The organism is Ignavibacteriales bacterium, assembly GCA_026390795.1.
Classification (GTDB): domain Bacteria; phylum Bacteroidota; class Ignavibacteria; order Ignavibacteriales; family Melioribacteraceae; genus Fen-1258.
The window spans coordinates 390,060-416,416 of sequence record JAPLFG010000003.1 but is presented as its reverse complement, the minus strand read 5'-3'; the positions used below and the strand labels follow the sequence as shown (position 1 = coordinate 416,416).

Sequence of the window (26,357 nt, the reverse complement as noted above, 5' to 3'; positions counted from 1 at the left end):
TGTCATGCAACAATTAGACAACAATGCTGCGCTTAGAAATTTTTCTGCTCTTGTAGATTTCAGCAATCTTATAAATTCGACGCTGGACTTAAATTTCACACTCAATAATATTCTGCTTACATGTTTCGGAAAATTTCATACAACAAAAGGATTAATTGCGCTCTTCAATGAAGAAAATAATCTTGAAGTGAGCGCCGTAAAGGGAATTCCAAAATTAATTATAGAAAATTTTCCGAAAGTCTCTTTCAGCGAATATAAATCGGATGAGCTTATTAATGATTTTGTAAAACAAAATAATTTTTCCGTTCTTGAAGAAATCCATTCAACGGATGGACTCAAGGGAATGATTATTCTCGGACAGAGATTAACAAATAAACCGTACGATATAGAAGACATCAATTTTCTTAAAACGATTCTGAATGTTGGTTCAACCGCTATAGAAAATTCAATTGTTGTTGAGAAATTAAAAAGAGCAAACCGGAATCTCGACGCTAAAGTAAACCAGCTTAGTTCTCTTTTTGATTTGAGCAAAGAGTTTAGCGGCATTTTACAAATTGAAATGGTAAGTAAAATGCTTGTCTATTCTTTAATCGGGCAGATGATGGTTTCAAAATATTCCGTAATATCATGTGCCGGGAATATTCTAAGTTTTTTAGAAAATCGATTTGACGAGACACATCTTAGGACTGTTCTTAAAAGTTGTGATACAAACCAATTTATAAAGCCAATGACTCGATTTGAATTTGTTGATGAACTTAAACCATTTGCCGAGGTTGGTGTAGACCTAATTGTGCCGATGCAAATCAAAGGAGAAACAAAAGGATTAATTCTTCTTGGTAAACGTATTAACGAACTCCAGTACACTCAATCCGACATCGAATTTGTCTCTTCGGTAGGAAGTCTTGCAATTATTTCGATTGAGAATGCGCGTTTGTTTAAAGAAACACTTGATAAACAAAGACTCGAAAAAGATCTTGAGACTGCCCGCAACATCCAAAATAATTTACTCCCAAAATCAATCCCGGCACTTTCCAATTTTGAAATAGACGCATTTAATAAATCTGCGCGTATGGTTGGCGGGGATTATTATGACATTGTTAAACTTGACGACAACAATGTTTTATTTGCAATAGCGGATGTCTCCGGCAAAGGTGTACCTGCGGCTTTATTGATGGCTAATATTCAGGCATTCTTGAAATCAATTTGTAAAATGAAACTCCCGCTTGATATTGCCACCAACCTTATGAATGATCTTGTTGCGGAGAATACAACAATGGGAAGCTTCATAACGTTTTTCTGGGGAATTATCGATAACGAGAAGAAAGAGATCAATTACGTTAACGCCGGTCATAATCCGCCGCTTTTAATTCGCAACGGTGAAATTACAAAACTTAGGAAAGGCGGAATGATTTTAGGGGTCATGCAAACTGTTGTACCGTATATTTCCGAAGTCGTACAACTTCAGACCGGAGATGCAGTCGTTCTTTTTACAGACGGTATTACGGAAGCAATGAATGATAAGTGGGAAGAATATTCAGATGAAAGACTTGAAGAACTTGCCCGACAAAAATATCAAGAAAATTCTCACAACATTCTTTCACACATTCGATTTAGTGTCGAAGATTATACTCACGGCGCTGAGCAATCCGACGACATCACATGTTTGGTTATAAAGGTAAAATGATATGAAAGAGATATTCAAAAAATTTTGGGTCAAGAATCAGAAGAAAATTATTCTTATATCAACTGTGATTCTCTTACTAATCGGAATAGCGAATTTCTTTTTCATATTTGAGGTTACGGCACAATCAAACGATGAATGTCTTTGGATCGAAAAAAAATCCTCTGACGGTGATTCTATCAAGGTTTATTTTGATCAGGTAAAAGAGAATGGTGTAACATGGCAAGCCGGTATTAGAAATGGTGATCAGCTTCTTGCCATAGATGGCGTTAAATTAATAAATAACCTTGTCGCCTCACGCACATTAGATCGTATTCAAGCGGGCGATTACGCTACATACAAAATTCTTAAGAACGGCAAGATACTTGAAGTCAAAATTCTTGTAAAAAAATTGATAAACTTCAGCGGACTGGCATTTGCGCTGCTCTCTTTTATTTGGATGATAGTCGGTTTCATTGTTGTGATGGCAAAATCGGAAGGAAGAACTCAGAATGCATTTTATAGAGTTGGAATTGCCGCCACTTTATTTGCAATGGCAGACATGCTATATCGCGGGCAGCAGGTTCCGAACCCGATTTTTCAAAACGTAATTCTTCTTTTTACTGTTGATGCATTGTGGACTTTAGGAGGAGTATTCTTTCCGTTTTTATTAGTCCGTTTCTTTTCTCTTTTCCCCAAGGAATTATCACTGGTCAAAAAGAAATGGTTCAATAGACTATTAAATTTTGGTCCTTATATTATCTTCGCTGTCATAATCTCATTGAAGATCTATTTTGTTTATCAAAAAGGAAACGGAAAACTGTATGAAACGATTTCAACTATAATCTCTTTTCTTATCGGTTGCGGTTTAGTAATCGGTCTGGTATTTCTATTTATTAATTATGTGAAGTTGAAAACAAAACAGGAACGAAACGCCATCTTTGTAATTCTAGTTTCGTACCTAATTTCTGTAATTGCGCTTATCTACACATTTACACTTGCGGCCAGGATTGGCGGTGTAATATTTAACAATCCATATTATTTCACTCCGGTTATTCTTATTGCGTTGCTTCCTATAGCATTTGGTTATTCTATTTTTCGATACTCGCTAATGGATGTAAGTGAAGTTGTTAAGAATACAATTGTATACGGGGCTGCAACTGTTGCGCTGGCAGGAATTTATTTCTTGATTATTTATCTGATCGGGCAGTCAATAAGTGCCGCAATTGGAACGGAATATCAAGGGGTAATTGCCGGAATGGTTTTTGTTTTATTTGCAGTTGTTTTCCAGTCAACGAAAGATAAATTTCAGGATTACCTTACAGAAAAGTTTTATCCTGAACAGTTCGCATTTCAATCACGATTGTTAGTTTTTAGCAACGAAGTAGCGAGTATTGTTGGACAAGAAAATATACTTGATTCAACTTTGGATATGTTCGTTAAGTCGCTGAGAATTAAAACATTCGGTTTGCTGCTGCGCGATGACGAAGATGTTTATAAACTTGCAAGACATCAGGGTATATCGAATTCATGGTTCCGGTTAGATGATAAAAAAAATATTATAGAGAAATTTCTTTTAGAACGTAGTTTAATCGGATTGGAACCCATAATTGAAAGGCAAGATTTCCGGACAATTTGGGAAGATGATGCCGACCGGCTAATTGTTGAAGATATTTTTACAATCATACCGTTATTTATTAAACATAAGGTGATTGGTTTACTGTTGTTTGGATTAAAACAATCCGGTTCCCGGTTTTCCGGTAAAGATATTGAATTGTTAATTTCAGCAGCTAACCAGGTTGCGGTTTCTATTGAGAATGCAAGGTTATATGAATCCGAAACTGAAAAACAAAAGATGGAACGCGATTTGGAAAATGCGAGGAAGATTCAAGAAACATTACTGCCAAAAGTTTTTCCAAAAATAGAAGGACTCGATTTTTCCGGCAAGATGATTCCCGCTATGCATGTTGGCGGAGATTATTTTGATCTGATTAAAATTTCGGAGAAGAAATTGTTTGTTGTTGTCGGAGATGTTTCCGGAAAAGGATTAAGCGCATCGTTCTACATGTCCAAACTTCAAACCATGATTCGTCTTTATTGCACCGATGGAAAATCACCCCGAGATGTTTTAATTGATGTAAACAAAAATATTTATGAAAACATCGAAAGGGGATGGTTTATTACTGTGTCACTTGCACTATTCGATCTTGATACAAAACGCGTAACATTCTGTAGAGCAGGTCATCCGGGAATGATCAGAATACGTAACGGCGAGTGCGATACATTTGCATCGGGTGGAATGGGAGTCGGCTTAGACAAAGGTGAACTATTCAATTCATCGCTTGAAGAAGAATCTTTACAACTTCAAAGGGAAGACCTATTCTTCATTTATTCAGATGGTGTTACAGAATTGATGAATTCGGCAAATCAGTTTTACGGCGAAGCAAGATTGGAAAAATTATTAGTGGAAAATTTCAATCATAACTGTTCTCAAATAGAAAAGATTTTACTTAATGATTTAAATGAATTCCGGGGTAAAGTGCCGCAGTACGACGATATAACTGTTCTTTCCATCAAAACTACATTTTGAAAGAATAGTCTAGCGGCTGCCTAATTCAAGACGGTAACGACTCAAAGAAAAGAATCTTTTAACCGGGAAACTGAATGTACTATTTGTAGTGAGTAACTATTCAAATTTATCATATTCATTTTATCGGATTCGACAGAAATAAATCCATAGTTAAGTCTAATCAAATTTTACCCAAACCGGAAAACATCAATAGAAAGTTTTTTAGATCAGCTTTCCAATCCTTCTTATATTTCAAAAATATAGTTTCTCGGAAATATTTTCTTTAGATTCAGCCAAGAAAAAGTTTTTCCATCATTAAATTAAGTGGCCTGAATGCTGCCCGATAAAAAAATATTTGATCTTTCGGATAGGGGTTTATTCGAACTGGCAAAAAATAATGATCAAATTGCATTCAACGAGATTTACAAAAGATACTGGTCCAAGCTTTATATTTACGCCTACAATGTCCTTAGAGAAAAAGATATCTGTGAGGATATCATTCAGGAAATGTTTACAAACTTATGGACGAGAAGAAAATCTTTGCAGATCGATAATGTTTCAGCTTATTTATACCAGGCTGTGAGATTCCAGATATTCAAACAATTCCGGCAACGAAAACTATTAGAACGACATAATTCAGAATTCGAAGATTTCATATCAGAAAATAGAATTGAAGAATCGATGGAATATTTAGAGCTTTATAATCGTATCGAAAGCCTGATAGAGTCCCTGCCGGAACAACGGAAAATAATTTTTCGGTTAAGCCGGAATGAGGAATTATCCAATAAAGAAATCGCTTCTAAACTTAATCTCTCCGTTCAAACGATAAAGAATCAAATTACCAATGCATTAAAAACCATCCGAAAATCGCTAAAAAGTATCAACATAATTTTTTTGTAAAACCCCCAACACTTACTTGTATTGATTCCGTGCAAAGATATTACCGAATGACACAAAGCGGATAGTACTTATTATCTCTCTACGGTACTTAAGTACAGAGAAAACGAAAAATAAGTAATCCATTACTTTTGAGAAGAAATAATGAACAATCAAGATTTCACAAAATTAGCTGAAAAGTACCTGAGAGGAGAATGCCTTCCCGATGAAGAGTTGTTGTTTCAGAAATATTTAGATTCATTCCAACATACCAGCACAAATTGGAATGCATTTGATTTAGGAGATAAACAAAACATGGAGGATAAAATATATTCTGAAATCAAGAAGAAGATAGAGAATACCGATAGAAATTTATTTCAAAAAATATTATTCACACCTCATCTGATCAAAACAGCAGCATCAATTATTTTATTCATTACTCTAAGTACAACTCTATTAATAGTAAGCGGCATATTCAATAAAAAACCGAAAGCTGTTATATGGAATGAGAATGTTACGGAGATGGGGCAAAAATTTACTTTGTCGCTACCCGATGGCTCAACAATAATTCTTAACGCGGACAGCAAATTAAAATATCCAATTGGATTCGGAAAGAACTCGCGGGAGGTCTATTTAAAGGGCGAAGCGTATTTCAATATTAGCCACAACCCGTCGAAACCATTTGTTGTTCATACCGGAAATCTTGTAACTACTGTGTTGGGTACAAAATTCAATATAAGCGCCTTTCCAGAAGAAAAAAACATTGCGGTCTCTCTGGTCAGCGGAAGCGTTAAAGTTTCTAAGGAAAATTCAGGTACAGTTGAGAATATTGTAATGCTTCAGCCGGATCAGCAGCTATTGTATAACAAGAACAACGAGATCGGCACTGTTGAACATTTTGATTTGCAGGAAGCAACCGGATGGAAAGAAAATGTGCTGGTGTTCAAGAAAGAACCATTTAAAAATGTTCTGGTGAAACTGGAAAGAGCTTACGGAATAAAATTCGAATTGACAGATCCATCGTTTTCCAACCGCAAAATCACCGCAAATTTCAAGAACGAATCTCTCTGGACAATCTCTGAGACACTTAAAAAGTTAACCGGGCTTCAATGCAAAAATATTAAAGAGAAAAACGAAACCAAGAAGATCATTTTCTACAAAAAATAATTTATCAACATATTTAAGGAGGAGTGAAAATCTATGAGGGTCAATAAAAAGCCATGACGATGGGAAGATCGTCACGGCTTTAAAATGCTAAACACATAATTAACAAAATGTTTAACACAGACAGGTGTAAAATATGAAAAATTATATTATACGGACAATCAAAATGGCTTTATTATATTCATTCTTGGGGCTGCTTCTACAGGGGATTCTTGTCAATATACTCTTTGCCACAACGCCTGCGGAGGGACAGAACCTTCGAGATATTAAAGTGAGTGTAAAGGCAGTAAGCGTTACGCTTGAACAGGCATTGCAAATAATTGAAAGTAAAACAAATTTTAAATTCATTTTTTTTGAAGAGGGACTTCCCCTGAATGAAAAAGCAACGGTTATTGTGGATGACGAATCTCTCTACAATATACTTGAAGTATTTGCTAAAGATTACGGATTAACTTTCAACAGAATCAACGATCAGATTGTTGTAAAAAAATCTTATGGGCAAAAAGAAAATTTAGTTACGGCTGTTGAAACAGGTTCTGTAAAAGGAAAAGTAACCGACTCAAGGACAAAAGAAGCTGTTGTGGGGGCAAGTGTTCTAATTAAAGGAACAACCCATGGTACTTCTACGAATATAGGAGGTAACTATACAATTGATAATGTTAGTGAAGGCAAATATACGTTGGTTGTTTCAAGTGTAGGCTATAAATCAAAGGAAGCAACGGTTAATGTTACTGCAAACCAAACAGTGGGGCTAAACTTACAGCTTGAACCAACTGATATTAATATGAATGAAATTGTAGTCACAACCGGTACGGTTCTCCCGACACTGGTTAAAAAGCTTCCCAATACAATAAGCGTTATAACAGCACGTGAAATTGAAAATATAAATCCAACCGATGTTGCTGACCTTGTCCGTTTAACTGTTCCAGGAGCTATATATACAGATGAAGGTGTCGGTACAACTTACGGAGCTTTTTCTGTAAGAGGAGTATCTACAGTTTCAGGAGCCGCCTCCACACTTAAGGTTTATATTGATGGAGTAGAAGCATCTGACCCGGCATATATAACCTATATGGACCCCAGTGTTATTGAACGTGTTGAGGTAGTTCCGGGTCCTCAAGCTTCAACTATCTATGGTGCAGGCGCTATTAGTGGTGTTATGCAGATCTTTACTAAACATGGAAAATCTGGCGACTCAAAACTATCCGGGAAAGTTACAGCGACTTCTATAGATAATAAGTATAATAGTGGTACTTCACCATTTGGCCAGGAATATTTATTAAATGCCAGCGGTGGTTACAGTATTTTCAGTTATAATTTAGGTGTTAATTATAACACTGAACCTCAATGGATACCGCTTTTTCAAGAACAAGCACTAAACCTTACCGGTTCCACAAATTTTCATCTTGGAGATCTGACCGGAGGATTGTCTCTAAATTATTCTAAACGGAATAATACAAGGGGATGGGATCCTATCTATATTAAAATGTATAACTCAATAGGACAAACTTATGCGGCACCGAATACTGCATCACAAAGCGCATACCAGACCTATGCACTTAATCTAAGTTATAAAGCTGCTGAAAATTGGACTCACAATTTTACTCTTGGCTATAATACATTGAATTCATTAAACTACGATAGAACTCCCAATACAACCACAAAACTTTATTCGATTACTGATTCGAGAACCGAACGCTGGACAGCATCTTACAACACATCATATCAGGCAAAGTTGTTCGAATTGATTGGTTCGGCAACAACATTAGGATATGATTGGTCTCAGTATTCCCATCCATTCTTCTCGTCTAAGGTTCTTGACAAAAATAATTATGATTTCGTAGATCAAAATCCAGGTTATGTAATAAATTCAGGATTCTTTGGACAGACACAACTATCGTACAATGATTTTCTTTTCTTTACAGGCGGATTGCGCGCAGATAAAAACCCGTCAGGGGCAACCAATGCATATACCTGGTCACCCCGTTTAGGGATTAGTGCCGTATATGAATTGGAAAAATGGATGGTGAAAGGAAGAATTGCATGGGGACAATCGGTTATTATTCCTGATGCCAGTCAGGTGGCAGGTACTGTAGCCCCAACATACATTATTTTTCCAAATCCTGGTTTAAAATCTCAGATACAAAAAGGTTGGGAGATTGGAGCAGACCTTTATTACTCAAGCATATTGTCGTTAAGCTTAACTTACTATAACCAAAAACCAACAAATTTAATTGAACAAGTGAATCTAGGGTCAAACAGTCAAAATATCTCAACTTATCAATACCAGAATGTGGACGAAGTTAAAAATGAAGGTTTTGAAATCAAAGCTGTTACACACCCATATGATTGGTTAACTATAAATATTAATTATGGTACAAATAAAAGTACTATAACCCAACTGGCGCCAACTTATACAGGCGGTTCAAGGGTTGGGGATCAATTAAACGGACAGCCTAAATATACATTGTCAACAAATATTGAAGTAACTCCAATTGAAGGTACAACAATAACACTGAGCGCTTTCCAATTTGGAGAGTGGATAGCTGCAGATTTTTATGGTTTTCTTGCTGATGTTTACAGCGGAAAATATGTTCCAGCAAAAAAACCATATCCATCAGGTTACCTAATAACATATCCTTCATATCTTAAAATTAATATGGGTGTTTCGCAAAAGATTACTGAAGTGCTAACAGGATTTGTTCAAGTAGAGAATCTAACAAACAACGACAAATTTGAACGACTCAATATGATTATTACACAACCTCGTACAATAATTTTTGGTATTAGATTCTCAGGATTATCATTGTAGAATTAATAATAAAGGGAAAACATGAAATTAAATAAAGCTAAACCTGTTATAAACAATTTTAGTAGAGTCGTGCTTTATGCGGCTCTACTTATTTTATTAACGTCAAAATATTCATTCGCAAACGGTCAATTTGAATTAAAGGGAAGAGCTGTTGGATTAAATGGTAAAAAGATAGTTTTAATAGGTGTGCCTGAATTAAGAACTTCGGATAGCCTTGGTACAACAATAATTAAAAATGGTAAATTCAGTTTCAAAGGGAGTATCGCCACACCTATTCTTGCCAGATTGATGGTACCGCAATCAAATCATTATTCAAGTTTTTGGCTTATGCCCGGAACTGTTGAAGTTGAACTTGACACCGCACGAGTTTCAGAAAATTCTCCAAAAGAGTTAGTACCAGTTGTAAAGGGTTCTTCTGAACAGAATATATACAACCTGTTTAATGAGAAAATGAAAATTCTTTCTTCCGATCTTAATCGAGAGTACAAAAAAATGAGTGCCATGAAAGATCCGGAAGAGAAAAAGAAGCAAGAAGAAAAAGTTTCTGATATTCGAGAAGAATACACTAAGAATTCTAACCAGTTCACTTGGGATTTTGCTAAAGAACATAACAATTCATTCGCGGCTTGCTTCTCTCTATCATTCGCAATTAATGATTCATACGGACCGATTGAAAATTTAGCAAGCGTAATGAATAATTTTACCGATGACGTTAAACAGTCATTATCATATAAAAAGAATTCAGAAGAATTAGCCTCCTTGCTAAGGATTCAGCCCGGAAAACATGCACCGGATTTTACATTAACAGATGTGGATGGAAAAGATCTTAGTTTATCTTCTTTGAAAGGGAAGGTTGTTTTAATTGATTTCTGGGCTTCATGGTGTATACCTTGCGTTGCATCAATACCATCGATGAAAATTTTATATAATCAATATAGAGACAAGGGTTTTGAAATATTGGGAGTATCAAATGATTCGAAAATTGATGCATGGAAGAAATGTATTCAGCAAAATAGTATTCCATGGAAAAATGTTGTAGATCGATTCCCAATTCAATATAGACCAGCGGAGATCGCAACGCTTTACAGTATACATTTTCTGCCCACAACTTTACTAATTGATAAAAACGGTTTAATTGTCGCAAAGAACCTGCACGACAAAGAACTCGAGGAAAAGATCAAAGAGATTCTATAAATCTCTAAAGTAGTAATTGGAATTTAGTTGGTTACTGGGTATAATTTCCCGACAAAATTGATTGTTCACACTTTTGCGAGATCTTTGATATTTATAAAATATTTCCAATGTTCTCGTACACTCCTAACTCTCCAGAGATCAACCATTAGCCATCTTTGGAGAGTTTTTTTACAGATTCAATTTTTGTTGAGTATTAATGATGATTATGAATTCTTTAGCACTATTTATGAAAAGGAAAGATTATGAAGCGCATATTTTTAAATATATTCTGTTTACTAATAATACTATCCTCGACCCAAGCAGCAGACGATTCTGATAAAACAGTAATTTATGGTAAACTTCTTGGATATAATGATAAACCCATTCAGACAGCGCATGTTACGCTATTACCTGAGAATATCACTTCAATGATTCTTACAGGAATTAAATTGGATCCGGTTAAAGTTGAGAGTGACGGATCATTTAAAATAATAACTGATCGAAAGGGAATGCTTTCTCTTTCGTTCATAGGCGATAAACATGAAGGCCAGTCGGTTTTAATTTTTGTTGAAAAGCCTTCAAAAGTAAAACTTGATGTTCGGCTTGTTCTTTATCAATGGTCAGATAATGTGAATGAGCTTAAATTGGTTGGCGATTTTAACAAGTTTTCATGGAACTCCGATTTTATTTTGATGAAAAAAAATGAAGACGGAACATTCTCAGCGGATATTAATATTAATGAGGATAGAAAATTAAAGTATGGCATTATTGGTTACATTAAGGGAAGCGGGGCACTTTTGACGGGGACTGAACAAGACGAAACAGAAATTAGAGGAATGGCTAATTATGCCACGGTGGTAGATGTGAAAAAAGGGATTAAAACAATTGTTTTTGATCCGGCAAAACTCCCGCATGAAAATTCGGATCCTTATATTAAATTCGAAAATCCCCAATCCTATACGGCAAAAATTGCACTGCTCAGTGATGAATTTAACAAAGCTTTAATTAATAGTTATAAGAGCAAACCAAATAATTATGACTGGAATCCAATTGTTGCTCAAATAAAAAAGAGCTTGGGAACTGAAAAGAATAAGTATGTTCGTCAAATGCTGTTCATCAGTTATATAAATCTTATTAGTACAAATTATAAAGTTGAACCGGCGCTAATTAAGAAAGCTCTAACTGAACTTTCTCCCGATTATGAATTATTCAGCATGCGGTGCAGCAGCAATTTATACGAAGCCGTAGTAATGAACGGAGGTTATGCAGAGAACAAAAAATATGTCGAAGATATTCTTGCCAAAAATCCGAGCAAGGAGTTCCAGTCATTTTTTCTGAATTCCGCATATGATATTGAACTGAAAAACAAAAACACGATTCTCGCTGACGAATTCTATAATCGACTTCAAAATAATTATCCGGATTTTTATGCTGCAAAGCTGGCAAAATCAAATAAACCTCCAGAAAAAATAGTCGCCGGGAAACCGATGATTGAGTTCGAATTTACTTGCATCGACAGTTCCCGGAAAGTTTATACTAACAATGATTTTAAAGGTAAAAATTATTTGATTGATTTTTGGGCGGTCTGGTGTGTGCCGTGCTGTGCTGAATTACCTAATGTTCATCAAGTATATGAAAAATATAAGAACAGGAATTTCGAAATACTTAGCGTATCTCTTGATGCGGCACCGAAAGATGTAGAAAAATATAGAAAGATAAAATGGGCAATGCCATGGCATCATGCCTTTCTTGGTCAGGAAAATTTTAAAGTTGGCAGTGAAGTCGGTAACTATTTCGAACTTCACTCAATTCCAAAACCAGTCCTTGTCAATTCGGAAGGAATCATTATAGCAGTAGGTAATGAATTGCTAGGTGAAGGATTGGAAAAACATTTAGTTGAATTGCTGAAATAATTTTGCAGGTTAACCAAAAGAGCTAGTAAATGAATCTTTCGATGATTGGTTAACCTTTTCTCATAGAACCTCTCTGAGGGAATCCCCCGCCTTTAGAGAGGTTTTTTAATTGTAAATTGGAAAGACGATATTCCATATCATCTCTGCGAAAATCTTGTCAGTTCTGCATTTCAAAAAATCTTATTAAGTAATTCATAAGTTATAAATACAAGGTGAGATTTTAGTTACAGATTTTCTTATGTTCTATCCAAAATGAAGAATAAACAAAGAAAAGATATTAACAACCGTCGCGAAATCAGCCTGAATGTTCTAAAGATTAGTAAATATTTTTATAAGAAAAGGGATTTTTAATTGACACGATTTGCAAAACTTATCTTGATCTATATAAAAAAAACGATAAACAGAATTACCTTTTTATTAAAAACGAAAATAGAATTTAAAACCTTTATTGTCCTTGGAAGTGTGCTGGTTGGTATTCTATCCGGCTTAGCTGCCGTAATTCTTAAAAAGCTGGTTCATTTCTTTCAGCAGGAGCCAAGAATCTTGCTTGATGAGCTTGGTTTAAAAATCCTTTTGCCGTTTACCCCCTTAATAGGAATTCTACTCTCCGTATTGATTGTAGATCTTTTATTCGGAGGAAAAATCGCCAAAGGATTAAGTCACATCATATATATTATAATCAGACGTAAATCTGACATTCCACGCCGTGATACAATCTCTCATTTACTAACAAGCGGGGTTACAATTGGAATGGGTGGTTCGGCAGGACTCGAAGCGCCGATAGTTATAATAGGTGCAGCTATAGGATCCAATTTTGCAAAGAGTTTTAAACTAAACTATCAAACAAGAACTTTACTGCTGGCATGCGGATCTGCTGCCGGTATATCGGCAATATTTAACAGTCCAATTGCCGGAGTTATTTTTGCATTCGAAGTTTTACTACCTGAAATAACAGTCTCATCATTCATTCCTCTCTTGATCGCATCTGCATCTTCGGCTGTTCTTTCTAAATTTCTTTATAGTGGACAGTTGTTTTATTTAGTTACTGAAGGGTGGCAACTGTACGCAATCCCATATTATATAATGCTGGGAATTCTTTGCGGATTAATTTCTTTGTATATAATTAAAACCTCTTTTTTGATGGAAGCTCGCCTGGAAAAATTTCAAAAACATTATGCTAAAGCCGTTATAGGAGGTTTATTATTATGCGGATTAATATTTTTATTCCCTCCGCTTTTTGGTGAAGGTTATACAAGCGTTATAAAATTACTTTCAGGAAATCATTTTAGTCTATTAGAAAATAGTCTCTTTAATGAATTCATTAACAAAGATTTATCGTTAATTGTTTTTGTAGCTCTGATGATTTTTACAAAAGTGATAGCCACATCTTTAACAATCAGTTCCGGCGGAAACGGCGGAATATTTGCGCCTTCTCTTTTTATCGGCGCATTAACAGGCTTTTTTCTTGCTCACTCATTGAGATATTTTGGCGTTGCAGAACTAAACAGCCAAAATTTCATTGTTGTAGGAATGGCCGGTGTTCTATGCGGAGTATTACATGCGCCTTTAACAGGAATCTTTTTGATTGCAGAGATTACAGGAGGTTATACTTTAATTGTTCCTTTAATGATTGTTACGGCATTATCCTTTTTTATTTCAAAACATTTTCATCCCCATTCGATTTATACGACCTCATTGGCAAAAAAAGGGATAAAGTTCAGATCCGAGAAGGAGAAGTATTTTATACAGCAAATGAGTGTAAGCGATTTAGTTGAGAGCGATTTTATTATTATAAAACCGGGAATGACCTTAAGAGACTTAGTTGAAAAAATACCTCTTACAAAAAGAAATTTATTTCCGGTTGTAGATGACGAAAAAAAATTGATTGGTGTTATCACTCTTGATGATATCCGGGAGATCATGCTTGATTATGAAGCATATGATATAATTCTTGTGACCGATATTATGGTTTCTAACTTTAACGCTATCGATCTCAATGAAGATATCAACAGAGTCATCGAGATATTTGAAGAAACACAATTGTGGAATTTAGCTGTTACAAACAATGATGAATATGTCGGCTTTATATCTAAATCAACTATATTTAACAAATATTTATCTGTGTGGGCAAAGCAGCAGAAAGAATCGATATAATAACAGGTAATATCTTTGTATTATATACCACTATTTTCTCCAAGATTAAATAAAATGGTTAGCGATTTGTGATTAGTAGAGATATGTAGCAGCAGTAAAGAGGTAGGCAGTTGCGTGTCACTACTTGGAATGATTTAGTTGAAGGAGGTGACAAAAAATGGAAATTTTAGAAAAGATGAATAAGAGAGTGAGAAGGTTTAGCATAGTCGATTTGAAGCTTGCACTTGGTTCTACGATGTTTTTGGCGCTTATACTTGCTAAACTATTTCCACAAATAATGACAATCAGCATCTGGTGGTTCGCGGTGTTTTGGCTGTTATGCGGCATAAAGCCTCTTTACACTTTCTGGGCAAAGAAGCAAATAGAGTAGCATGTAGAGACGTTAAGTTACTTTTTTGAGACTCGCCGCGGTGAGTCTCTATTAGAGACAATATGAAAAGAGATTCAACAATGTTGAGACGGAATATCCCTTCTCTGGTTTAAAACAAAAAATCCCGCCTAAAGCGGGATTTTTTGTTTTAAACTATAAAGGAAATTAGAAAGTAACTTTTGTTTTGGTTCGTTTAGAATATTCAAGAACGAACGCGCTTGCAACGAATACCGATGAATAAGTTCCGGTGATCATACCGATAAACAGAGCAAATGCAAAACCTCTCAATACCTCACCGCCGAAAATTAAAAGTACGGTGATACTTAGTAATGTTGTTAATACTGTTATAATTGTTCTGCTCATTGTTCTGTTGATTGCGTAATTCATATTTTCTTCAACAGAAAGAGTTTTATGAATCTTCATCTGTTCACGCACACGGTCGAACACAATTACAGTATCGTTAATTGAATAACCGATAAGAGTTAGAAACGCTGCAACAACGCTTACCGATATTTCCAGATTGAAACCCGGAATAACACCGTATAAAGCCGCAAAGACACCAAGCGTAAGAAGAACGTCATGAAAGAGCGCAATTACAGCACCGATTGCAAATGCGAATTTAAACCGGAAACCAAGGTAAATTAGAATCACGAGAAGAGACAAAATTACAGACAATACTGCGTCTCGTTTTAATTCTTTACCAACCTTTGGACCGACCCTATCTTCTTTCTCAACTTTAAAATGGTTATCTGCGTATACCTCTGACAGTTTTTCTTTAATTAAATCGGAAATACCGAGACGAACATTTAATTTGGTATTAGTAGGCTCCATAGAATCGAGAGCACTCTGATACCCGGCTAAGTTTAGTCTATTATTTAAAACAATAGCTGTCTGTGGATCGGGAAGTGAATAAGTAATTGATGTGGAGGTTGAATCCGTAATTTTCTTTTCAACACCAGGATAAATCTTTGCCATTTCAGATTCAATACTCGTTCTAACTCTCATTAAAACGTTTTTCGGAAGTTCCTGAAGTTCAGTTCTTAACAAAACGCCAGTTGCGTCGCCAAATGTTTTCACTTCTAAGTTGCCAATTCCAAGTTTATCAACTTCGTTTCTCATCTTTTCGATATCAACGGGTCTTTCGAATTGAAGTGCAATCTCCGAACCGCCTTTGAAATCGATTCCAAACTCGACACCTTTGAAAACAATAGTTAACAAACCCAGAAGGAGAATTGCAGACGACACCAAGTAGAAGGTCGTGCGTTTTGCCATGAAATCAATATGTAAATTTTCAAAAAGTCGCATCTATGATTTTTCTCCTAAAATTTAACCGACGTTAATTTTATAACCTTTTGTCAACATAAAATCGAAAATAACACGAACAACTACCAACTGCGCAAATAAGCTTGTAACCAATCCTATCATAAGAGTTAAAGCAAAACCTTGAATTGGTCCGCTTCCAAACTGATAAAGAATTAGTGCGGTAAAAAATGTTGTTATGTTAGAGTCAAAAATTGCTGAGAAAGACATTTTAAAACCGCTGTCTACAGAAGCTTTTACTGTTTTACCCGTGGCTAATTCTTCCCGGATTCTTTCATAAATAATTACGTTTGCATCCACAGCCATACCCATTGTTAAAATTATACCTGCAATACCGGGTAATGTAAGTGTAGCTCCAAATCCAGCCAACACTCCGACTAGCAATAATATTGTTACCATTAATGCAAAAGAAGCAAACATACCGGCTTTCCTATAATAGAATATCATAAATACTGCAATTACAAAGAAACCAATTACGGTAGAACTTAATCCTTTATTAATAGAATCCTGACCGAGTGAAGGTCCAACAACTCTTTGTTCAAGCGTTTCGATTGGTGCCGGGAGAGCGCCGGCTTTCAATACGATCTCAAGAAGTTTAGCTTCTTCCATGTTAGCTGAGCCGGTAATTCTTGAACTACCGCTCGGAATTTTACCTTCTATTGTCGGGGCAGTATAAACTTGACCGTCAAGTATAACAGCGCATCTTTTACCGATATTAGCGCCTGTAATTCTAGCCCATTCGCGCGCGCCTTCATTGTTCATCTGCATTGTAACTTCAGGAGCGGAAGTGGATGGGTCAATATTAGCCTGGGCATCAACTACTACTCCGCCCGTTAATTCAGCTTCTTTACTAACCATATACATTCTGTAATAATCAATTCCGTCATTACCTTTTAAAGGTTTTGCATCATAAATGAATTGAACATTATCCGGCATTACTTTTTTAACTTCAGGATTTTCCAGCAACGCATCAATTTTATTCCGATCATTTTCTTTAACATAAGCATCGGCACTTCTTTGAGGATCGATCAGTCTGGCAAGAGTGAAAAACGGATGTTCCTTTGCAAACTGTTCTTCTGTAAGTTTTTGATCTTTTTTGGTAGTATCTGTTTTTACAGCGGATACATTTTTAGATGAGTCAATTTTATTCAGTCCGGCAACAGTTTCATCAATTTTATTCATGATGGCAATTGCAAAACTAGCATCCTTCACCATTTTGAATTCCAGCAATGCCTGTCCTTGAAGTAGCCGTTTAGCTTCTTCTTCTCTTGCAATGCCAGGTAATTCAATTACAATCCGGCGGGAACCCTGCTTTTGAATACTCGGTTCAGAAACACCGTACTGATTTACTCTATTGCTGATAATTTCAATAGCTCTTGTTACGGCATCGTTTTCCTGCTGTTCCAGTTTACTTGCAATTGCATCATCGCTTTCACGAATTGAGCCGAAGTATCTGCTCATCCGTACATTCTTTGCTTTCATCTTACGGACAAAAATTGCTACTACATTTTCGTCAGTAGATTTTGAATCGGCTTCCGATTCTTTTAATATTTGTTTGAATTGCTGGTCGGGATCTTTAGCTAATTTTTCAAGAAGCTTTGCGGTATTCACTTCCATAACAAGATACATTCCGCCCTGAAGATCTAGACCGAGCTTCATTCTTTTTTCTCTCGCGGATTTGTATTCCGGTGTATTGACAAGAATACTATCTTTGATGGAGGAAAGTTTAGTTTCTAATTCTGTAGGAGTGATCGACGGATCGTTCTTTTTAATCTTTGCCTCATAAGAAGCCAACTTTGAAGTAACTTCTTTAGTATTCATTGAATCTTTATAAGTTGGGTAGAGGAGGTAAAGACTGAGAGCAATAGCCGCGATAATCATTATGATTCTGAATCTTAGCTCTTTCATTCTGGTATGTAATTTTTAGTGATTGAAATAGTAAAATTTATGAGTATTAAATAATGCCCCGAATAAACGGGGCACTTAAAACAAAATTTAAATCTATTCTCTTACCACCCAGGTTTTAACAACTGCTGAAACGCTCGGGTGAACTTTAATAGTTACACTGTAAATGCCGAGAGATTTAATCGGTTCTGTAATTTCGATTTTTCTCTTATCTATGTCGTAACCTTTTTCTTTCATAGAATCAGCTATCATCTGGCTGGTAACTGTACCAAAAATTTTATCTTCTTCACCAACTTTAACAGGAATGGTGATAGATACTTTTTCAATATCGTTAGCAAGTTTTTGAGCAAGGTCAAGTTCTTTAGCTTCTTTTTTAAGAATTTGTTTCTTCTCTTCTTCAAGAGCTAAAATATTTCCTTTGGTTGCCTGATACACAATTTGACGCGGGATGAGATAGTTTCTTGCATATCCGTCCTTAACGGCAACTACATCTCCAACTTTTCCAAGCTGATCAAAATTTCTTCTTAATATTACTTTCATTGCCGCTCCTACTTAACTGCTTCTGAAACAAATGGTAAAATTGCCAACTGACGGGCTCTTTTAATTGCCTGAACTAATACTCTGTGTTGTTTTGCCGTTAGTCCGGTTATTCTGCGGGGAATGATTTTACCTTGATCGGTTAAAAATCTTCCGAGTTGTTTAGAGTCTTTGTAATCGATGTAACCATCAATTGTTCTCTTAACTTTTTTCTGGTTTTTATTTCTTTCATTTCTCATATTTTGTTACTCTTCATTAAGTCTGATTCTTCATCGGTTAGAAATTTATCGAATGAGTTATCTTCATAATCTGCTTCGTCTGATTCAACAATAACATCTTCGCCGTTACCGGTCGTCTTTGCAAATTTATTCAGAAATTGAATTCTCTTAGCTTTAATCTCAACGATTGTTCTGTTTTTTCCATCTTCTGTTTTAAAAGTTCTGCTTTGAAGTTCTCCATCAATTAAAACAGCGCTTCCTTTTTTAAGACGGTCTTTGCAGCTATCGGCTAATTTATTCCAAGCAACAACGCCGACATAGCAAACATCTTCTTGCCATTGATTGCTGCTGTCTTTATACCTTCTATTAGCCGCAACATGAAAATTTACGACCGGTGTATTATTAGAAGTCTGTCTGAAGACGGGATCTTTTGTAAGATTGCCCGCAACAATAACACTATTAAGTTCTGGCATCTTAAGTTCAGCCATCGTTACCTCCATTGCTTAACAAATTAGTTATACTTGGCTTTCTGTCGTTTTTAATTGGGCTTCAGCAGCAGCTGCAGCTTCTGCATTCTTAAACGCTTCTTTTTGTTTAGCTATTGCTTCGAGCGCAAATCTATCAAGTTGAATTGTTAAATAACGAATAACATTTTCATCCAGCCTGTAGTTTCGTTCTAATGTTGCAATCAGATCTGTTGATGAATTAAATCTGAAGATAACATAATAACCGCTTTTTGCTTTATTGATCGGGTATGCGAGGCGCTTTCTGCCCCACTTATCCAAATCAAGCATTTCACCGCCATGTGTTGTAATTGTTTCTTGCATACGGGCAATGGTTGATTCGATTTGATCTTCTTCGAGTGCTGCGTTGATAATTGCAACGCTTTCGTAGGTTCTCTTACGCATTGTGATACTCACCTCCCTATGGTCTTTGTCCCTCCGTCTATGCGGAGAGAAGGGTTTATAAATTGGGCTCAAAAATAGGATTATTTAAGAAGCCGTGCAATAATTTATTGAATAATTAATTTTATTCGTTTTTAGAGTTTTTTGGGCGGATTATTGAGGTCTAAGCCGTCTTTTTGATCTGGCTGCTCTGAATTTACCGAAAAATTCTTTTTTGATTTACTGTACAAGTCCAACATTGATTTATAACCGCCGTATACAAATTCCTCAATCAACTCAACGGCAAACTCTATACTTTTATTTATAACACTCAATTCTTCTTTAATAAATTTATCAAGAACAAATTCTGCCATTTCACCTTTTTCAAATTCGTTTCCAATTCCAAATCTTAAACGGGGGAATGAATCACTTTGCAAATGGTAGATTATTGATTTGATTCCGTTATGTCCGCCGTCGCTTCCGGATTTTCTTAAGCGAATTTCTCCAACGGGTAAATTTACATCATCAACCAATACCAGAATATTTTCAACATCAACGGAATGTTCTTCCAAGAAATCTAAAACCGGAATGCCGCTCAAATTCATGAATGATGTCGGCTTCAACAAAAAAAAATCGGAAGAGTTCATCACACCTTCCGAATAAACGTAATCCTTTTTCGAGGAAATAAATTTTAACTTATTCTTCTGAGCAAAGCGATCGAGTATTTGAAACCCAATATTGTGCCGGGTCAACTCGTATTTTGTACCCGGATTACCTAGCCCAACAACAACATACAACTAGATTATTCCTCTTCTTCAGTCTGCTTGCCTTTAGTAATAACTTCAGGTTCAGATTTTTCATCACCCGGTACAACTGCTGCTACTGTAGGTTCAACTGCTGCACGCGGTACAACAACGGAAACAATTATAACATCCGGATGCTGTACGAATTTAACTTTTTCGATGTTCAAGTCACGTACGTGAACAGAATCACCTAAAGCCAATTCGGAAATATTAATTGCGATATGATCCGGAATATCTGCCGGTAAGCAAGAAACAGTAAGTTTATGAAGTGTCTGCTGAACAACGCCGCCTTCTTTAACACCTTTAGCTTGTCCTTCAAAAAGAAGCGGTACATCAATTTCAATTTCCTGATCTGCAGAGATACCAAGAAGATCGAAATGGACAACACGATCTGTAACCGGATCGAACTGAACATTTTTCAAAATTGATTTGAGTTCTTCACTATCACCAATTTTTAGATTGATGATATGAGTTTCCGCTGTAAAGACAATTGGTTTTAATGCTTTCTCGGAAACATAAACTGGAATCGGTTCAACACCTTTGGTATAATAAATTCCCGGAACGTTTCCATCTCTTCTCAATTGGTTAACAACACCTTTTGTAGAGAGAGTTCTTTTGTTTCCTTGTACTAGTATTTCTGACATTTCTTAATTATCTCCCAGAATAAATTTTTCTCTAACTTTTATCTATTTCGAATAAAGAACTTATTGATTCATTCCTGCTGGAACGAATAATTGCTTCCGCAAATAGACCGGAAGCTGATCTTACAACAATTTTTCCGCCTGCATCCGACTTTAACGGAATGCTGTCTGTTACATATAATTTTTTAATTTCCGAATCTTTAATTCTCTCAATTGCCTCACCGGAAAGGAGGGCATGAGTAATAGCACCGTAAATATCTTTTGCACCTTTTTCTTTAAGGGCTTTAATAGAACTCACAAAAGTTCCGCCCGTATCAATCAAATCATCAACAAGAAGAACGTTTTTCCCTTTAACTTCACCAATAATATTCATTGCTTCTGCTTGATTATGCTTTGGTCTTCTTTTATCAATAACAACAAGACCGGCATCTAATCTTTTTGCGTAAGAACGCGCAAGTTTAATTCCACCCATATCTGGAGAAACAACAACAAAATTTTTCGTTTTCTTTTTGAATATTCCTGTAAATGCCGGTGAAGCGTACAAGTGATCGAACGGAATATCAAAGAAACCTTGAATCTGAGCCGCATGCAAATCCATAGTAATAACTCTATCTGCACCGGCAACCGTAATTAAATTTGCAACGAGTTTTGCAGTAATGGAAACTCTCGGCTGATCTTTTCTATCCTGCCGGGCGTAACCGAAATATGGAATAACAGCAGTAACCCTAGTTGCGCTTGCTCTCTTGGCAGCATCAATTGTTATAAGGAGTTCCATTAGATTTTCTGCAGGAGGATGTGTAGATTGAATAATAAACACATCTCTGCCTCTAATGTTTTCCATGAACTTAACCCAAATCTCACCGTCGCTAAATCTTCTAAAGTCAATCGAACCGGGGGTCAATTTCAAATACTTACATATTTTCTTGGTCAATTCCTTACTGGAAGTACCGGAAAATATGAGTGGTTGATGCTTCAATTGGCAAATAATCTATCTTAGTTCTAAAAACGGTGGGCAAATATAAAGAAATCAGCAAGGCGTGTCAAATTAATTGGGTTTATCTTTTATAGGTCAAAATTTTACATCATTTCATCCTTTTACTAAAGAGAAATACAATAACTACAATTAAAACGAATAACGCGCAGATATAAATCCAAACCGGTGTTTCTTGCAATTTAAACGGACGGTATGTTGCCGTTATATACTTTCCGGTGCCGATATCATCAAGTGAAAATTTCCAGGTAAGTTTATTCCGATCAATTTCCGTTGCATTATGGCTTAATGTTTCTCCGGGAAGATAATAGATATATGTAATTGAGAAATTTTTGCTCCCATAACCAAATCCCGTTGCAAAGGGAGGAACAAACTGAGAGAATATTTTTGTGTTTTTTGTACCATCCTTAATTGATAATTCCGATTTCCGGAAAGCAGGAGTTGTATTTAATGAATCCAGACTGTTAAAATCCAATGATACTTGCGCATGAATTGTGCTGTCGCCAAGATCCTTAAATATCTCAACTTTTTTAATTGAGCTGTATTCTGAAGAAAATTCTTTATTAACGGAATCCTTGCTGAAAATCCCAAGTTGTTCAACTATTGAAGAATCTTTTTGCGAATTCCATTTCATCCAGTAATGGATGAACATGTTGCCGGATCCGTCTTTTTTAATTGTCGTAATTTGAGTATAGTTTAAGCAGCCGCTGAGAAATAATAAAAATGAAGAGACAAAAAGTAAAAGGATTCTGCGATTCATAACGCCAATTTTTTTGTTGACAAATATGCGAAAAAAACGATTAACAAAATAGAAGTTTGATTTATGAAACCTACTGAGTATTTTTGCCACCGGTTTAAGAAAATATCAATAAGGAAAATTATGCCGACTTACGATTATAAATGTTTGGATTGCGGTTACACTTTTGAACATTTTCAACGGATTAATGATGAGCATCTAACTAATTGTCCTAAATGTAACGGGCATGTTAAAAGATTAATTGGCGCGGGTTCAACTCCAATTTTCAAAGGTACAGGATTCTATCAAACAGATTATAAAAACATTTCTAAAAACGATTCAAAAAAAACAAGTACAAATTCTACTGAAAAAAAATCCGGGGAGTCAACCCCGGATAAAAAATAGATTTATAATTGAAGAATATTTTTTAAAAATCCAATCCAATGGAAACTAAATACCGCGGCACAGAAAAATGCTGCAAATCATATTTCCATGCAATGTCCAGTCTCCACAAAAACAAAAAATAAAATCTAAAACCAACTCCGGTACCAATTAAAAGATCTTTTGTAATATGTGAACCGGTATCATCGGAGCCGATTAGTTGAAGTTTTTGAGTCTTGTCCCACGCCGAGCCGGCATCTATAAATGCTACGCCAAGAATATTCTGAAAAAATAATGGCAAACCTCCGGTTAGTAAATATCTAATTATTGGAATGCGAAGTTCTAAATTTACCAATCCATATTTAGAGCCGATCCGTTCGGCATAATCGTAACCGCGAAGTGGAAGAGCCGGACTTAAGAAAGCGAAATCATTGGCATTAGAAATTGGAATGCCGCCGGTAGAAAATGTGCGGTTAATCCAATTTTCTGTTCCTCCGATAAAAAATCTTTGCGGAGTTGCACCCGCTGATAAACCTCCGGAAACTCTAAACACAAATCCGTTATCATAAAAGAAACGAAGATAATTTCTGTAATCGAAAGTTATCGAATAAAAACTTTGAGACTTTCTAACAAATCCGGGATCTCCGAAAAGTGTTAACGAATAGCGTGTTCCTTCTATCGGCGAAGTGTATCCCCATAAAACATTATCCTGCACATAACTCATTGAAGGAAGTGTATAAGTATTGTGATCGGATGGGACAGAAAGATTATCAAGATTATCCGCACTTACGCTCAAAACACTAAATCCGAAATCTAAACGATGAAAGCGGTCAAGAGGATAACTTGCAGTTCCGACTAAGCCGAAATTTGTAAAACGGTATAATTCCGATCCTAAAAATCCGTCTTTGTAAAGAAACCGTGCGGTATGAAAGGCTTGTATGCTAAGATCGAGACGTTCTTTCAGATAGTAATATGCCAAACCGTAATCGCTATTTTTAATATCAACTTGCAAACTGGTTATGCCTACCAAACGATGATTTCCTAGAACATCACTGAATGAAAGAACAGTAGTTCCCAGCAAACCGTAAAAAGTACTGTACCCGGCGTTGGCGTAAACTAAATCCGGCGAGAAATTAATTTTATATTTATTAACAAGGAAATTTCCATTCTTATCAAGTTCTTCTTTGAATAATTGATTCCGTTTTGCAATACGCGCACTATCACTTTCGGTTTTGTCGCTAGTAAAAATATATTTTCTATATGCGTTATTCAAAGAATCATCCACTACCTTTTTATCACTAATATATTGCCCAACAAAAATCTTGGGATTGGTTATATTTGAAGTAGAATCGACTTTCGCTAACTCATTCACTTTTAATGAATCTTGGTTTGAAACCACTTTCTGAGTCGAATTTTTTGATTCTTTATCCTTTGACTTGATCAAACTTGTCATGTACTTAGTGAATTTGAGAGAATCAGCATCCGCTTTCATATCGAAGGGATTGTTGAGAAGGAAAATATTATAACCAAGATTATAGAGCGCGGTGAAGACTAATTTTTTGCCGTCGTATGTAAGCGAAAGCTGGCCAAGATCGCTTTGCGAATTAGTAATCGGGATTGCCTTATATTCTAGTGAAGATTTGACAGAATCCTGTTCTGAGGTTTTAATCTTTTTCTTATAGATGTTGTTAATTCCATTATGGTCTGAAACAAATAGAATCTCTTTTCCATCCGCCGATACAGCCGCATATTTTTCATCGCTCAAGTTCCAATCTGTAATTCGGTCAATTTTTTTGCTAGCTAAATCAATCGAATAAAGATCATACTGTTTGTAATCATGTTTGTACATATCAAAATCAACAGTTGGAACCGTTTGAGTTAAATCGTTCCCGCGGTCGGATGAAAAAATTATTCTTTTTCCGTCCGGAGTCCAAACCGGTTCTGTATCGCTGTAAATATCGTTTGTAATGTTGGTTACCTGCTGAGTAGTAAAATCATAAATATAAATATCTGATTGAACAGCATCCTGACCGACAAAAGCTAATTTATTTCCATCACGAGACCAGTTCACAGATTCAATTCCGCTTAGTCTGAAGGGAAGTTCATAACTTTTTTCTGTTTCCGCATCAATTATTGTGATAACATCGTAACCGCCTGCTGTAGAAGAGAGTGCAAGACGTTTATTGTCCGGCGACCAAGTTAAAGATGGATGTAAAACGGTTAATTCCTCAAAATCATTAGTCCAGCCGCTTTCAACAATTTTTTTCAAAACTTTTCCGTCTTGTGAATTCATTACATAAACATTCAAATAAATATCACGGTCGGATATAAACGCAATTTTATCACCTTGAGGAGAGATAACAGGGCTTGTATTATAGAAGCCGCCGATTTTTTTATTATCGGTTAATCTTTTAGACAATTCGTCCGGGTCTTGAGTAGTAGCAACATCCGGCCAAAATTCTTTTTTCAAACTTTTTTTCCAGCGTTCATTTAATTCTTCTATATTAATTCCAATAGCAGATTTCATAGCAGATCCTAAAGAGCCTGTACTCTGGACGCTATTAATTATTTCACCAACTTTTTGTCTGCCGTAATTATCGGCTATGTATCTAAAAACGGATTGACCTCCGCGGTAAGCAAGGTATCCATCAAGCTGGTCTATATCCGGAAGCGTTTCACTTATAATTGAATTACGAATAAACATATCGGTATTTGTTTCCCAGCCCTGCGAAAGAAATTCAGCGCTTCCTTCCATAAACCAAGTTGGAAGCTGCAATGAAATTCCTTTGGCAATTATGTTCTGTACAGTTCCACCGAAATACATATCGCGCATAACGGCATGAACAAGCTCGTGAGCAATTACATGTTGAAATTTTTTGTAAGAACCTTCAAAAGGGAAGACAACGCGGTTTTTGAATGGCTCCGTAAAGCCTCCGGTTCCTTTGCCGGTGTATTCATCTGTAACATTGGTTTCCTGGAAGTCATTGTGAGAATTGTAAGCTATAATGGTAACTCTGTTATTCAATTGGTAATTAATATCTTTTTCAATATGCGAAAGAGCGTCTTCCGATGCTGATGCCGTAAACTCGGCAATTTTTTCGCCGCCTTTTGAAAAATAAATATCAAAATGACGTGTTTGTATATAATACCAATCAAAATCTTTATAGTTTACTTTGTTCTGCCCAAACTGAGCGAGCGAAACAGAAGTCAAAATAAAACTCATTACAATTGCAAAATAAATTCTATTCAT

20 protein-coding genes are annotated in these 26,357 nt (G+C 35.9%); 9 read left to right on the top strand and 11 right to left on the bottom strand.

The window, feature by feature from the left end; all coding sequences use genetic code 11:
* Positions 1-4: 4 nt before the first annotated feature.
* The 8 genes from NTX65_05465 (at position 5) to NTX65_05430 (ending at position 14,321) form a co-directional block, all read left to right on the top strand.
* A complete protein-coding gene (locus NTX65_05465) occupies positions 5-1,684 on the top strand; it encodes a PP2C family protein-serine/threonine phosphatase (protein MCX6168763.1) in 1,680 nt (559 codons plus the stop codon).
* A 1-nt stretch (position 1,685) separates the two neighbouring features.
* A complete protein-coding gene (locus tag NTX65_05460) occupies positions 1,686-4,250 on the top strand; it encodes a SpoIIE family protein phosphatase (protein MCX6168762.1) in 2,565 nt (854 codons plus the stop codon).
* A gap of 312 nt (positions 4,251-4,562) precedes the next feature.
* Entirely contained in the window at positions 4,563-5,129 is a 567-nt protein-coding gene (locus tag NTX65_05455) for an RNA polymerase sigma-70 factor (protein ID MCX6168761.1), read from the top strand.
* 141 nt (positions 5,130-5,270) lie between these two features.
* On the top strand, positions 5,271-6,272 hold the full coding sequence (locus NTX65_05450; protein ID MCX6168760.1) for a FecR domain-containing protein: 1,002 nt from the start codon (positions 5,271-5,273) through the stop codon (positions 6,270-6,272).
* A gap of 133 nt (positions 6,273-6,405) precedes the next feature.
* The gene (locus NTX65_05445) at positions 6,406-9,081 is read left to right on the top strand and encodes a TonB-dependent receptor (GenBank protein MCX6168759.1); all 2,676 of its coding nucleotides are present in this window, start codon (positions 6,406-6,408) and stop codon (positions 9,079-9,081) included.
* Positions 9,082-9,102: 21 nt separating this feature from the next.
* Positions 9,103-10,275, top strand: a complete 1,173-nt coding sequence (locus tag NTX65_05440; GenBank protein MCX6168758.1) for an AhpC/TSA family protein — start codon at positions 9,103-9,105, stop codon at positions 10,273-10,275.
* Positions 10,276-10,517: 242 nt separating this feature from the next.
* A complete protein-coding gene (locus NTX65_05435; GenBank protein ID MCX6168757.1) occupies positions 10,518-12,167 on the top strand; it encodes a thioredoxin-like domain-containing protein in 1,650 nt (549 codons plus the stop codon).
* A gap of 351 nt (positions 12,168-12,518) precedes the next feature.
* Entirely contained in the window at positions 12,519-14,321 is a 1,803-nt protein-coding gene (locus tag NTX65_05430) for a chloride channel protein (protein MCX6168756.1), read from the top strand.
* A 535-nt stretch (positions 14,322-14,856) separates the two neighbouring features.
* Here the strand turns inward: NTX65_05430 and secF are convergent.
* The 10 genes from secF to NTX65_05380 form a co-directional block, all read right to left on the bottom strand.
* Positions 14,857-15,996 carry a protein translocase subunit SecF gene (secF, locus tag NTX65_05425; GenBank protein ID MCX6168755.1) on the bottom strand — a complete coding sequence of 380 codons (1,140 nt, stop codon included), beginning with the start codon at positions 15,994-15,996 and terminating at the stop codon, positions 14,857-14,859.
* Between the two features lie 21 nt (positions 15,997-16,017).
* Positions 16,018-17,919 carry a protein translocase subunit SecD gene (secD, locus tag NTX65_05420; protein MCX6168754.1) on the bottom strand — a complete coding sequence of 634 codons (1,902 nt, stop codon included), beginning with the start codon at positions 17,917-17,919 and terminating at the stop codon, positions 16,018-16,020.
* Positions 17,920-18,012: 93 nt separating this feature from the next.
* The gene (rplI, locus tag NTX65_05415) at positions 18,013-18,456 is read right to left on the bottom strand and encodes a 50S ribosomal protein L9 (protein MCX6168753.1); all 444 of its coding nucleotides are present in this window, start codon (positions 18,454-18,456) and stop codon (positions 18,013-18,015) included.
* An 8-nt stretch (positions 18,457-18,464) separates the two neighbouring features.
* Entirely contained in the window at positions 18,465-18,692 is a 228-nt protein-coding gene (rpsR, locus tag NTX65_05410; protein MCX6168752.1) for a 30S ribosomal protein S18, read from the bottom strand.
* On the bottom strand, positions 18,689-19,159 hold the full coding sequence (locus tag NTX65_05405) for a single-stranded DNA-binding protein (GenBank protein MCX6168751.1): 471 nt from the start codon (positions 19,157-19,159) through the stop codon (positions 18,689-18,691). The genes rpsR and NTX65_05405 overlap by 4 nt, the downstream gene beginning before the upstream one ends.
* 27 nt (positions 19,160-19,186) lie before the next feature.
* Positions 19,187-19,579 carry a 30S ribosomal protein S6 gene (gene rpsF / locus NTX65_05400; GenBank protein ID MCX6168750.1) on the bottom strand — a complete coding sequence of 131 codons (393 nt, stop codon included), beginning with the start codon at positions 19,577-19,579 and terminating at the stop codon, positions 19,187-19,189.
* Positions 19,580-19,710: 131 nt separating this feature from the next.
* Positions 19,711-20,352: an aminoacyl-tRNA hydrolase gene (gene pth / locus NTX65_05395; GenBank protein MCX6168749.1), complete on the bottom strand. Its 642-nt coding sequence runs from the start codon at positions 20,350-20,352 to the stop codon at positions 19,711-19,713.
* Between the two features lie 5 nt (positions 20,353-20,357).
* Positions 20,358-21,002, bottom strand: a complete 645-nt coding sequence (locus tag NTX65_05390) for a 50S ribosomal protein L25 (protein MCX6168748.1) — start codon at positions 21,000-21,002, stop codon at positions 20,358-20,360.
* A 31-nt stretch (positions 21,003-21,033) separates the two neighbouring features.
* Positions 21,034-21,975 carry a ribose-phosphate pyrophosphokinase gene (locus tag NTX65_05385; protein ID MCX6168747.1) on the bottom strand — a complete coding sequence of 314 codons (942 nt, stop codon included), beginning with the start codon at positions 21,973-21,975 and terminating at the stop codon, positions 21,034-21,036.
* 106 nt (positions 21,976-22,081) lie between these two features.
* Positions 22,082-22,750, bottom strand: coding sequence for a hypothetical protein (locus tag NTX65_05380; protein ID MCX6168746.1), 669 nt, complete (start codon positions 22,748-22,750; stop codon positions 22,082-22,084).
* 120 nt (positions 22,751-22,870) lie between these two features.
* Between NTX65_05380 and NTX65_05375 the strand changes: the two genes are divergently transcribed.
* A complete protein-coding gene (locus tag NTX65_05375; GenBank protein MCX6168745.1) occupies positions 22,871-23,131 on the top strand; it encodes a zinc ribbon domain-containing protein in 261 nt (86 codons plus the stop codon).
* A 22-nt stretch (positions 23,132-23,153) separates the two neighbouring features.
* On the opposite strand, the gene NTX65_05370 is transcribed toward NTX65_05375, so the two are convergent.
* Complete coding sequence (locus tag NTX65_05370; GenBank protein ID MCX6168744.1) at positions 23,154-26,357, bottom strand: peptidase MA family metallohydrolase; 3,204 nt, start codon at positions 26,355-26,357, stop codon at positions 23,154-23,156.